Source organism: uncultured Aquimarina sp. (assembly GCF_947495315.1).
Taxonomy (GTDB): Bacteria; Bacteroidota; Bacteroidia; order Flavobacteriales; family Flavobacteriaceae; genus Aquimarina.
The window spans coordinates 1-13,157 of sequence record NZ_CANLYD010000014.1; the positions used below are offsets into that span (position 1 = coordinate 1).

Consider the following 13,157-nt stretch of genomic DNA (forward strand, 5'->3'; position numbering starts at 1 on the left):
CCAAAAACAAATGTTTTTATTTTCAAGTCTTCCAGTTGAACACCAAAATTTGTTACTTTATCACAAATATCAACCTTCAGAGTATTTTCTATTAAATTCAGAATACTATCCGGTTTCGAGTCTAATTTGAATTCAAAAAGTTTTAATTCCGTATTTGGTTCTATTAGTTTAAGTTGATTTTTACAGTATCCTGATTTAAAATCATTCCCGCAACTATAAATTAGTATTGTAAGTATCAATAATCCAATAAAACTTATTTTTTTCATAATGATGTACAACGTTTAATATATGTGTCGTAGCAGGGCAAAATGTTACCCTGATTTTCGATATTTCTGCGCATTGGTTGCTACTTTTTCCAGTTTTGCAAACATTGCGCCATTGCAAAAATACTTAGACCATTCGATTTATCACTTAGCTGCTATGATCACATATATGGTGTTACCCACATTTATTTTTCCATTCGACTAAATTCAATTCTTTCCGTTTCGCAATTACCTAAGTTAGTTCTCCCCCAAACGTATTCCGTCAAGTTTTCACAATCAACGTATATTTTTCCGTTTTGGATTTTAAAACTTTTAAGTTTAGGTCTTTTTGATGGTGGAAAATTAGTTTCCAGTTCTGTTATTAAAATTTCATTGTCTTTTATGTTAATCGTTCCATTAACTGACATTTTACGGTTTTTGCTTTCCTCAAGAGTTTCTTCAGAGTCAGATATTGGCCATTCATTCAGGACAAAGATTTGTATTGAGTCCATTTCAGAATTTATATAAAGTTCATAAAACAAATCATTATTCTCCGCTTTGAAATTCCCTCCGTTTTTGAATCCTGTTTTATTGCAACTTTGAAGTAATAAAATCAGAAATAGTATTGACAATTTTCTTTTCATTCTACGTTTTGTCTAATTGTGGGTAACGATTAATATAACAAACGTTGCTGACTCGAAGAGCAGCTATGTTTTGTTATATAGTGTTATAAGCTTTTTTACTTTTCAGATTCCAATTTTTCCAGTCTTGATTGTAATTCAAGGAGTTTTTTATTTTGATCTTTTAATACTTCAATTTCTTTTTGCTGTTGAATTGTATAAAGAGTCAATTCCTCGATTTTTTGGAGTAACTTAGAATCCATTTCACCTAGGAAAATTCCATTTTCTTCTACTTCCTTTGCACTTGGTATATCTTTTAAATGACCATTTTCTTCGATATGATTTTCTACTTCTTTAAGTGTTGGTAATTTGTAATTGTCATAGAAAACAAAGTCTGACCAACCAGTCTCTACTTTTATTTCTTTTGCTCTTATTTTTCCATTTACTGCCAGTTTCCAAGCCCCTGGGTTAATTGTTCCAATTCCCACATTACCTCCGTGAGGTTGGATTAAAGTGTTTTTCCAACCTGTACCTTGATCAACTGAAACCATAACTCCAGCGTCAATATTCTTATCGTACCCAAGAGAAATAGTTTTTGTAATATCAGAAGGATCTGCAACAGCTAAGACTTTTGGAATACTTGGACCTTCTACTTGATTAGTCCCAGATATAAACAAGGTAGACAACGGGTTTGTTGTTCCAATGCCTATTTTTCCGTTTTTTAAATTCATTAAATTTTCATTTAACCCACCGTTTCCACTAATGTTAAAAGCTCCACTAAACCCTGTTTCTTTTATTGAAAAGCTGTTATCTTCATTTGGAATTAATCTCCAACTTTTATTAATATTTGGATTGGTAATTCTTAATCCTCCATTAACTTCTAGTTTTTCATTAGGTGTAGTTGTTCCAATTCCAATATTACCGTTACTTGTAATTCTCATTTTTTCGAAATCACCTCCTCTAGTGGAGAAAGTCATAGCTCCAGCACCTAAAGCAGTATTCTCTATACCTAAAGAGCCATATTTGGTATTAGTAGTAGTTGTTACAAAGTCAATTACGGATTTGGTCCCAATTGTAGCATTTTTGTTCTTAATAGTAATTCCAACCTCCCCTCCTGGATTTATGTCCTCAATTTGCAATCTGGATATAGGCGTGGTTGTTCCTATTCCGATATATCCATTTGGTAGTTCAGTAATTTGAGAATTTGCTCCAAAAGTAACTGCTATTAAAGCAATTATTAATGTTGTTTTTTTCATAATGTTTTTTTGTTTATTAATGATCTATATAAGTAAGTGTCTCATTATTTTAAATTGTTACTACTAAATTATGAGAAATTGCTTATAACATGGTTATATACGTACTAGTACGCATATTTCTTTTATATATTCAATTATAAACGATTACAAACGTATAATAAACGTTTAATTCTACGGTTAATTTTTAGTATCCGCTCAGAAAGTAACGTAAAATTCCCTACATCACAAAATAAGATGGATATGAACAAGGTGTTTTGTACTATATTTCCTGGATTAAGAATAAGATCTGATATAGTAACCTTGGATTGGTTAGGTATTCGTCTCAGAACTGTTAATGATCAAATTTTTATGGATAGCATCTCTAAGATCATTTTTGTTTAGCGGTTTATTGATGAGGTCATTCATACCTGCTTTTTTACATTCATCTCCTACTTCGCTTAATTCTGAAGCAGTTAAGGCAATAATAGGTGTAGTTGTATCAAATTCCCGAATTTTTAATGTCGCCTGCATACCGTCTAGCACAGGCATATTAATATCCATCAGCACTAAATCAAAAGTTTGGTTTTTCAAAATTTGAACAGCTTCCAATCCGTTTTCTACCATCGTACAATCACAACCAATATTTTTTAATAGGTTTTTGGTAACCAATTGATTTACCTTATTATCTTCTGCAACTAGAATTTTTGCAGAGATACTTCCTGTTTTTTCTGGATTTTTAGAATCACTTACTATATCATTTAGACAATCTTCAATCTCCACGTCTAGATCAAAGTAAAATATGGATCCTACATCTTTTTTGCTTTCGAAATGAATCTGACTACCCATTACCTGAACCAGATTTTTAACAATAGATAATCCTAGACCAGTTCCTTGTTTATTGTCATACACACTGCCGATTTGAGAAAACTCTTCAAATATGTATTCTTTGTGGTCTTCTGGTACTCCCATACCTGTATCTTCTACCTCATACCGAAGTCTAACAGTTTTCGTATCTGTCGATAAAGGTTTAATTCGGAGCCAGATTTTTCCTTTATCCGTGAATTTGATAGCATTCCCAATTAAATTAATCAAAACTTCGGATATTCGTAATGCATCAATATTAACTAGTTTAGGGATGCTATGGTTATACTCCAGAATTAATTGATTTTCCTTTTTTTGAGCTTGGTACTCAAAAGATTGTAAAATGTTTTGAGATAATGAAAATAGATCTGTGGGAGTCTTGACGAGTTCTCTTTCTTCAGAATCTATCTTACTTATTTTTAGCACCTTATTGACTAAATCTAACAGGTAATCTGCAGAAAATTTCAATGAATTAAGTAGTTTTTTATCTTTTTCTGTTTTTGCATCATTCTCTAACAAAATAGAAGAAATACCGACTACACCATACAATGGTGTTCTTAATTCGTGACTAATAGTGGATATAAATTGCGATTTAATCTTACTTAACTGTTCGGCTTGTACCTTAGCTTCTTGGAGTTCAGCGTTTTTGATTTCCAGAATCTCGGATATTTTTTTCTTAGATTTATATCCTCTGTAATAAAAGAAAACAATTCCTGCTAATAAAAGTAAGCCTACGAAAGAAATATAATTAATAGTTTTATTATTCTTGGCAATGTTTTTTAATAATTGTTTTTCTCTTCCGGCAGTTTCTAATTCTTGTTCATACTGATCAATTTTGAATTGAATTTTTGCCGTTTCTTCATTTTTTATTCTTGCCTCTTTAAAAACTTTGAGCTCACTTGCATAGAACTTTTTTAAATCTGCATTTGCTTTGGGATAATCCCCAAAATTTTCATACATCTGCGCTCTATATCGATAGAAATAACTTTTCCCCTTTTGCCAATATGCTTCTTCGCTTTCCAGAGTTTGAAACATTTTCTCAAAGTTTTCTTCGGCCTTTTTGAGATTCCCTAAATATGCATAATTACGTGCTCTAACAAGATGTAATGAGCTTTTTCCTAATATGTCATCTTGATGAATAGTACTGGCAATACTATCCACTTCTTTTAGATAAGGTGCAGCTTCATCAAAGCGATTCAGATCCATATAGGTCCAGATCAAATTGGTAAGCGGAATGATAAAGTTGTTTGACGGGACCTTACCTCTTGCTATATCTGCTCCTCTTTTATAATAAATCAAAGCATTTTCATAGTCTTCATTATCCTCATAATATAGATTAGCTAAGCTTTGCAAAATATAGGGCAATAATCTTTTAGACTCTGATTTGTCGCTGTACTCCAGCGCTTTTTGCAAATGTGTTTTCGCATTTTCATAGTCAATAATTTCGTATTGTACATTACCCATTACTAAGTAAGAATGGGATAAATAATGATAATGATTAAGTTTTTTTGCAATAGTCGTGGCCTTGAAAGCTAGTTCTAGGGCTTTGTACATCTCGTTCTCCATCATTAACTCCTCTGATGTTCTGATAAGAACCTCTAAGGTGTCAATTTTCTCAAAAGACGGTCTTTCTTGCGAAAAGGAAGTTAGAGAAAGAATAAAAATAAATATGTAAATAGTATTTCTTTTCAATGCAAAACAATTTTTAGTAAAAATAGATATAGTAAACAAGAAAGTTTCATATCCCATTTTAAATTACGTAAGCCACAATATTTCGAGTTAGATTTGAACAGACTTTTACAGCTAAATTGTTTTTAAGAGTCATATAATTTAATGAAATTATAGGGTTTTTCTGTTATAATTTAAAAGAAAACTAATGATTATACATTCTTATTTGTTGTTAAAAAGGGGATATTTCCTCTTTTTTTTGACAAGTGTAGTTGAATGAATTAAATATGTTCCGAAACCTAGTACTAGAGAATTAAATGTAAGGTCATTACAAAAAACTTTGAAGTGGTTCAAAAGATTGTTTCTTTAATGAGTAGATTTATGAATCTTGACTTACTAAATAGATATAGGAAAATAATAAATACTTATTTCTAGTTCACGGAAAACAAAATAAAATAATGAAATTAGATTTAAACAAAGAAGTATCAAGAATGGAAGAATTTTTCACATCATTTTATTAACCATTTATTGTTGTTAAATACTGTGATCCTGTGTTTTAGATTTCGTTTTCAGGACTATTAATGATTAAGTTTTTATGGATCGCATTTCTAAGGTCGTTTTTGTTTAACGGTTTATTGATGAGGTCATTCATACCAGCTTTTTTACATTCATCTCCTACTTCACTTAATTCTGAAGCAGTTAATGCAATAATAGGTGTAGTTGTATCAAATTCCCGAATTTTTAATGTCGCCTGCATACCATCAAGGACAGGCATATTAATATCCATTAGGACTAAATCGAAAGTTTGCTTTTTCAAAATTTGAACAGCTTCAAATCCGTTTTCTACCATCGTACAATTACAACCAATGTTTTTTAATAGGTTTTTAGTAACCAATTGATTTACCTTATTATCTTCTGCAACTAGAATTTTTGCAGAGATACTTCCTGTTTTTTTCAAATTTTCCGAATCACTTACTATATCATTTAGACAATCTTCAATCTCCACGTCTAGATCAAAATGAAATATGGATCCTACATCTTTTTTGCTTTCGAAATGAATCTGACTACCCATTACCTGAACCAGATTTTTAACAATAGATAATCCTAGACCAGTTCCTTGTTTATTGTCATATACACTACCGATTTGAGAAAACTCTTCAAATATGTATTCTTTCTGATCTTCTGGCACTCCCATACCTGTATCTTCTACCTCATAACGAATTCTAACGGTCTTCATATCTGTGGATAACTGTTTGATTCGGAGCCATATTTTTCCTTTATCTGTAAACTTAATAGCATTCCCAATTAAATTGATCAAAACCTCGGATATTCGTAATGCATCAATATTAACTAGTTTAGGGATACTATGGTTATACTCCAGAATTAATTCATTATCCTTTTTTTGAGCTTGGTACTCAAAAGATTGTAGAATGTTTTGAGATAAAGAAAATAGATCCGTTGGAGTCTTGGTAAGCTCTTTTTTCTCGGAGTCTATTTTGCTTATTTTCAAAACCTTATTAACTAAATCGAGCAGGTAATCTGCAGAAAATTTTAGTGAGTTTAGTAATTTTTTATCTTTTGCCGATTTAGTGTCATTTTCTAACAAAATAGAAGAAATACCGACTACACCATACAATGGTGTTCTTAATTCGTGACTAATAGTGGATATAAATTGCGATTTAATCTTACTTAACTGTTCGGCTTGCGCCTTAGCTTCATAGAGTTCCGTATTCTTTAATTCAAGAATTTCACTAATTTTTTTCTTAGATCGATAAGCTCTAAAATAAAAAAATAATACTCCGATCAATAGTAATAGGGCTGCGGAGGATATAAAAATAATAATTTTGTTGTTTTTATCAATGTCTAGTAATAAGGCCTTTTCCCTTTTGGCTACCTCAAGCTCTCTTTCATATTCATCTACCTTAAATCTGAACTTTGCAATTTCCTCGTTCTTGGTTTTTGCGTTTTCAAAAACTTTATGGTCATTTTTCAATAATTTTTTAAGATCCTGTGTAGCTTTGAAATAATCCCCTATATTCTCATACATTTGTGATCTATAGTCATAAAAATAACTTTTACCTTTAACCCAGTAGCTTTCTTTTTCTAATTGTTTCAAAGATTCGCTAAAAGCTTGTTCAGCTTTACCGATTTCTTTATTGTTGGAATAGTCTCTTGCCTTAAGAAGGAACAAGGAGCTCCTGTCTACTTGTAAGCTATCTGGAATTGTTTTTTCAATACTATCTGCTTTTTTAAGATAAGGTTTTGCTTCGTCAAATCTATTAAGATCCATATAAGTCCATATCAAATTATGTAAAGTAATCTGATAATTATCTGGATAGCGTTCTTTATTAGTTAGTTCTAGTGCTCTTTTGTAATAAACCAGAGCATTTTTAAAGTCCTTATTGTCATCATAATATATATTAGCAAGGCTATGTAATATGGCAGGTAGGAGTATTTTTTCTTCTGTTTTTTCTGTATATTCTAAAGATTTTAGCAGATTTTTTTTAGCATTTTTATAATCTATGATTTCATGTTGAATTGTTCCCATTATCATATAGGAACTCGATATGTAATAATTATCTTGTACTTCGTGTGCATAACTAACAGCTTTAAATGCGTATTCCAAAGCCTTATACATATCGTTTTTGTAGCTTAACTCTTCTGCAGTTTTTAACAAATAATCGATACTGTCATTTTTTTCAAAAGAAATATTTTCCTGTGATAAAGAAGAATAGGAAATAAAAACTATAAATAGAAAATAATATTTTTTCAACACAAAAAAGATTTTATCAAATGGATAACAGACCTTAAAATGTACAGATGCTTTCTTGTAGCACTTGTAGTAATTGTTATTATCAAAAGGATTCGTGTGAAGAATAATACCTGATAAATGCAAAATCCCATAAGTTAGCGAATTTATGTATTCTTTTGATATAATTAAGAAAGAAAAATTTACGAAAGGAATTTTTTCATAGACTATAAAGAATCTTTTATTTACATAAATTTTAGTACCATTGTCTAAATATATTAATTGTCGGTAATAGTGTTGAATACTCTTAAAAATTATATAAAGAAACACCCTAAACGATTCGTTATTATTGGAATATTAATGATTTGGTACTATTTCTCCTTACCAAAACCATTGTTTGATGATCCCGCAGCAACAGTGATTGAAACTAGATCCGGTGAATTACTAGGCGCTAAAATTGCTTTAGACGGGCAGTGGAGGTTTCCTGAAACAGATAGTGTTCCAGAAAAATTTGAACATTGCATACTCGCATTCGAGGATCAACAATTTTATAGACATGTTGGATTCAATCCGGTTTCTATGATAGAGGCTGTAAGCGAAAATATAAAGGCAGGTAAAGTAGTGCGTGGAGGAAGTACTATAACACAGCAAGTAATACGATTAGCTCGAAAAGGACAAAAACGAACCTATTTTGAAAAACTAATCGAACTAATTCTATCCACAAGACTGGAATTTGGAACTTCTAAAGAGGAAATTTTAAAGCTTTATGCTTCTCATGCACCTTTTGGAGGAAATGTGGTGGGGATTGATATGGCTTCATGGAGATACTTTGGTCTTCCTGCACACCAATTATCCTGGTCAGAAAGTGCAACACTTGCTGTTTTACCCAATGCTCCTTCACTAATTTATCCCGGAAAAAACCAGCTAAAGCTATTAGAAAAACGAAACCGACTACTCAAAACATTGTTAGAACAGAAAACAATTGATTCTATAACCTATGATTTATCTATAAGTGAATCATTACCTCAAAAGCCATATAGTCTTCCGCAAACCACGCCTCATTTACTAGATCGACTAGCTAGAAAAAATAGAGGGAAGCGATTACGAACTACAATTGATGTATCACTACAACAGCAGGTAAATCAACAAGTAAAAAGACACTATAACATTTTGCGCCAAAATGAAGTATATAATATGGCGGTTTTGGTATTAGACGTAAAGACTAGAGAGGTTTTAAGTTATGTAGGTAATACACCAACTGACAAGACGCATCAAAAAGATGTGGATATCATTCAAGCTGGCAGAAGTACCGGAAGCACACTAAAGCCTTTATTGTATGCCGCTATGATGGATAAAGGTGAATTATTACCAGAACAATTGGTGTCTGATGTACCTACAGTTATAGCAGGATATGCTCCTATGAATTATGATGAAACCTTTAGCGGAGCTGTTCCCGCGAATAGAGCTTTGGCAAGATCGTTAAATATACCTGCGGTTAGATTGTTACAACAATATGGATTACAGCGATTTCGGGATGAAGTACACGCTTTTAGAATTAAAGACCTTTCGTACAGCGCAGATCATTATGGATTATCACTAATTGTTGGCGGCGCCGAAGGAAATCTTTGGGATTTATGTAAGACGTATGCTGGATTTGCAGGGACATTAAATCATTATGAAAATACTTCTAGCGAATATTTTGTAAATGAATTTGCAGAACCCATAATTCTTGCTGACAAAAAGGTTGATTTTGGTAAAAAAGTAAAACAAAAACCAATATTTGGCGCTGGAAGTATTTGGCTAACTTTTGAGGCTATGAAAAAAGTAAATCGCCCGGAAGGTGACGAGGCATGGGAATTCTACGATTCTTCACGAGAAATAGCTTGGAAAACAGGAACTAGTTTTGGCAATCGAGATGCGTGGGCGATTGGTGCCAGTAAAGATTATGTGGTAGGTGTCTGGATTGGTAATGCAGATGGAGAAGGAAGACCAGAACTCACAGGATTAAACTCGGCGGCACCTGTTTTATTCGATGTAATTAATTTATTACCTAATTCTAAATGGTTTCCTGCTCCGTATGATGATTTGGTACAGGTAAATACTTGTACCAAAAGTGGATTTTTAGCCGGAAAAGAATGTCCAAGTAAGGAAATGTATATTGCTGCTGCTGGAACTAAATCAAAACCCTGTCCATTTCATCAATTAGTGCATTTAGATCCCACAAAACAATATAGAGTGAATTCTTCTTGCGAATCGGTAGATGCCATGATTCATGAACCTTGGTTCGTATTACCTCCTTTACAGGAATATTATTTTAAAACTAAAAACGCTGATTATCGATCTTTGCCTTCATATCGATCAGATTGTACAAAGGAATTGTTAGGAAGTATGGATTTTATTTTCCCCAAAGGCAATAGTAGTGTCTATTTACCCAAAGGATTTGATGGCAAAACAAATGAAGTAGTTCTAAAAATAGCGCATACGCAGCCAGAAGCGAGAGTGTTCTGGTATATAGATAATCAATTTGTAGGTGTGACCAAACAGTTTCATGAAATGGCTGTAAAACCAACACCCGGAGAACACCTTATTACTGTTCTGGATGAAAAAGGGAATGAATTAAGAAGGAAGATAGAAATCAAAGAATAGCATCATAAAAGCAGCCATAGAGCAATTACAATTCTATGACTGCTTTTTTAATTTAGAAATAGTTATAATGAAGAATACACCAAGCCGAAACTTAATGCGGATTCTTTACTAAAATTACGACCATCTAAAGTACTTGTGTAACCAGTAGAAACCCCTAGCTTATTCTTATATATGGGAATATATAAATTAAAAGAAAGGTTTGTGAAATCTACTTCGGTTTCTGGAAGTATATTAGGACCTCCTGCTTCAGCAAATTCTGGCGTTCCAATATCTAATCCAGACATAGAGTCCTGTATTTCTAAATTAGCGTGGACATAAAAGAATGGATTATAATATCCTAACTTAAATCCGTATAACACAGCATTGGGAATATCAAAATCTTTACTATCTCGATTACTATATCCTACTTGAACCTCTGTAAAGATGTTAAGCGAACTGATGTAATTTAGAATAACTGCACCATTGATAGTGGTTGCTTCATTTCCTAAAGAGAGAACTCCTGCTCCTTCATAATCACCTATTGGAAATGTGATTCCTGCTGCTCCACCTAGCGTAACTTTAGAATTACTATTTAAAGGCTTTTCGAAAATTTTTGCTTTTGCAAAAATTCCTAAATCTTGAATACCATCTACCTGATCTGTTTGTTGTACAGGATCAAGAACACCATCTTGACTTTTAGTAGAAATATAAGGTAATGTTACTACTGTGGATAACCAATCATTAACAGTATAAGAGGCGTATAATGAGAAGATATAAGAAGAAATATCTCCTAATCCGGCAGGGTTTCCTTCTGATAACTCAGAACCTCGATAAAACTGATCAAAACTTTTGTAGGAATAAGTCGGAGCAACAGTCAATGTTTTTTTTTCTGAATAAAATCCATTGATTGGAAACTGAGCGATTGCAGTAAAAAGCGGGCAAAATAGCATAAGCCCTAAAATGTAGTGCATTATTGATTTGTGTAACATGAAATATATTTTTAGGTTAATAAGACGTTTTAGACGGGAAATATCACCTAGGTTAACACGTAAAAAATGCAAAGAATATGTTAATTCAAATACTGTTATTTTCTAAGACTTTTTTTTATTGATTTCTTGTTTTTGAAGAAGTTTTTTTGGGGAATTTTCGTTTTTAAAAAAATATGAAACAAATTTTTGAAGAATTGATTTTTTGTTAAGATTTGTGGTCTATCAAAAAATAACATTTAATTGTGAGTTTAGTTATAGTGCTTTTTGAAATTATTTTTAATAGTTTTAATTCCAGTTTTTAAAAGGATCCTTACTCAATTGAGAATTATAATACCTCGGATTTCCGGTAACTTCTTTTCCTAACCAATTGGGTTTTGTAAAAGCTTCGTTTTCATCACTTAATTCGATTTCTGCAATAGTTAATCCTTTATTTTCCTCAAAAAACTCATCTACTTCGATAATATGATTACCAGACGGGATTTCATATCTCGTTTTTTTGATGACTCCTTTTTCGCAAATGTTTATAAGTGCTTCCGCTTCAGTAACAGGAATTTCTTTTTCCCATTCAAAGCGTGTAGTACCGGACGCATTACCAATACCTTTTACAGTAATAAAAGCCAGTTTTCCTTTAATTCGAACTCTAACCGTTCTCTCAGGATCGGTATTTAGAAATCCTTGTACAATAAGGGTACTTTTTTTAGCTTCTTGCTTGTAGATTTCTGATGTAACTAAGAATTTACGTTCTATTTCAATCATAGTTTTTTGATTCTTAACTTATTTGATGCGAAGCATCAATGCTTCATATGGACTACAATCTCCAATATTTTTTTCATAAACAAACGCTATCTCAGCTTCTTTTTTACTCGAAGCTTGTATCCTAATTATAATTTTGAAATCTTCTTTTTGATCTTCGAATTGAATAAATGAAAATTTATAATCTCCTTCTGGATATGAATTAATTTTGGGACTAATTTTTAAATCTTTACGAACAGCATTTCCACTACACTTACCTTCGCATAGTTGATTGTCATACATTAGATCATATTGGATTTCAGACAATGAAATCCAGTTAATACCTAATTTTTGAAAAAAATCATCATCTGTACCCTCTGCTTTAGCCAGAAAAACCATGTCAAATGAATTATCTGATGTCTTGGTAATTTCATTTTTCTCAGTTATAGAAGATTCTGGTTTTTCTTCAATCTTAACTTCGGTATTTGTTGTATTCTTACAGCTTGTAAAAACAAATACAAGTAGAAATAGATACTTCATTGTATTTAAGTATTAATTTAATCTGCGAGAAAGATATTGTTTATCTAGACCATTTTTTGATGTTTTTTTCATTTAATCTGATAAAGTCTTTGTTTTTTGCTTTTTTAGATAATTCCAAAGATCTTTTGGCAGCTGTTATAGCTTCTGTTTTTCTATCTAAATCAGCGAGGATTAACGCTTCTCTATACACCTGAAAAAATAGTGGATTCTTACCTTTAGTAGCTTTTTGGATATAGGTTAAAGCTTTATCCAAATCTGTTTGTGCTTCGTGCAGGTATAATGCAGCCTGGAAATATTCAAAATCAGTTGGGCCGGAAATGGTTTTTTCGATACTTGCCATTGTCTTTTTGTGTGTATCAAATTTTAGTGGTAAGGCTATTTTGACCTGATCCCAAGCAAAAACCAACTGCGAACTATCTAAAGTGATTTGATCAATATAGATCATAAAGGTCTCTAAGACTTCATTTAGTTCGATATGCTCAGCAGTAAAACTGGTGATAGGCGTTTGATCTACATAGGTGTTCCAATTGCCAGATTTATAGGTGTAAAAATATACTTCCCAAGTGTTTTTTCCTGGTTTAGTAAGAACAGCGTAAGAACCTTTTTTTATAGATGTTTCAAAAATGGTAACATCATCGGTAAAAGTGATCTTAGTTGCGGCATTAGCACCGGTTCTCCATAGTTCATTATAAGGGATGATACCATTTTCTCCAAAAATAGTTCTACCTCTTTTACTGGGTCTGGAATATTCGATTTCGATTTCAGTCAATCCAACTGTTTGCGCAGTCTTTGACGTTGGACTGAGTGCAGGAACGGTAAGTTGGGCATTAACTGTTGCTACAGTAATAATGCTGATAAAAAATATTTTGAACATAATTTATTGAAATTTTGATATG

General features: G+C 32.1%; 10 protein-coding genes. 1 reads left to right on the plus strand and 9 read right to left on the minus strand.

The features are described from left to right. The 5 genes from Q0910_RS20725 to Q0910_RS20745 form a co-directional block, all read right to left on the minus strand. On the minus strand, nt 1-266 hold a 266-nt coding region (locus tag Q0910_RS20725; RefSeq protein ID WP_299220842.1), incomplete at its 3' end, for a hypothetical protein. A 182-nt stretch (nt 267-448) separates the two neighbouring features. After that, entirely contained in the window at nt 449-886 is a 438-nt protein-coding gene (locus Q0910_RS20730; protein ID WP_299220845.1) for a hypothetical protein, read from the minus strand. A 95-nt stretch (nt 887-981) separates the two neighbouring features. Continuing rightward, a complete protein-coding gene (locus Q0910_RS20735) occupies nt 982-2,118 on the minus strand; it encodes a hypothetical protein (protein ID WP_299220848.1) in 1,137 nt (378 codons plus the stop codon). Between the two features lie 309 nt (nt 2,119-2,427). Further along, nucleotides 2,428-4,650, minus strand: coding sequence for a response regulator (locus Q0910_RS20740; protein ID WP_299220850.1), 2,223 nt, complete (start codon nt 4,648-4,650; stop codon nt 2,428-2,430). A gap of 532 nt (nt 4,651-5,182) precedes the next feature. After that, on the minus strand, nt 5,183-7,399 hold the full coding sequence (locus Q0910_RS20745) for a response regulator (RefSeq protein WP_299220853.1): 2,217 nt from the start codon (nt 7,397-7,399) through the stop codon (nt 5,183-5,185). 336 nt (nt 7,400-7,735) lie between these two features. Between Q0910_RS20745 and pbpC the strand changes: the two genes are divergently transcribed. Then, nucleotides 7,736-10,021, plus strand: coding sequence for a penicillin-binding protein 1C (gene pbpC, locus Q0910_RS20750; RefSeq protein WP_299220856.1), 2,286 nt, complete (start codon nt 7,736-7,738; stop codon nt 10,019-10,021). A gap of 62 nt (nt 10,022-10,083) precedes the next feature. On the opposite strand, the gene Q0910_RS20755 is transcribed toward pbpC, so the two are convergent. The 4 genes from Q0910_RS20755 to Q0910_RS20770 form a co-directional block, all read right to left on the minus strand. Further along, nucleotides 10,084-10,989: a hypothetical protein gene (locus tag Q0910_RS20755; RefSeq protein ID WP_299220859.1), complete on the minus strand. Its 906-nt coding sequence runs from the start codon at nt 10,987-10,989 to the stop codon at nt 10,084-10,086. Nucleotides 10,990-11,274: 285 nt separating this feature from the next. Then, the gene (locus Q0910_RS20760; RefSeq protein WP_299220862.1) at nt 11,275-11,745 is read right to left on the minus strand and encodes a CYTH domain-containing protein; all 471 of its coding nucleotides are present in this window, start codon (nt 11,743-11,745) and stop codon (nt 11,275-11,277) included. An 18-nt stretch (nt 11,746-11,763) separates the two neighbouring features. Continuing rightward, nucleotides 11,764-12,261 carry a hypothetical protein gene (locus tag Q0910_RS20765; protein ID WP_299220864.1) on the minus strand — a complete coding sequence of 166 codons (498 nt, stop codon included), beginning with the start codon at nt 12,259-12,261 and terminating at the stop codon, nt 11,764-11,766. Nucleotides 12,262-12,301: 40 nt separating this feature from the next. Beyond that, nucleotides 12,302-13,135: a DUF2911 domain-containing protein gene (locus tag Q0910_RS20770; protein ID WP_299220867.1), complete on the minus strand. Its 834-nt coding sequence runs from the start codon at nt 13,133-13,135 to the stop codon at nt 12,302-12,304. Between the last annotated feature and the right edge of the window lie 22 nt (nt 13,136-13,157).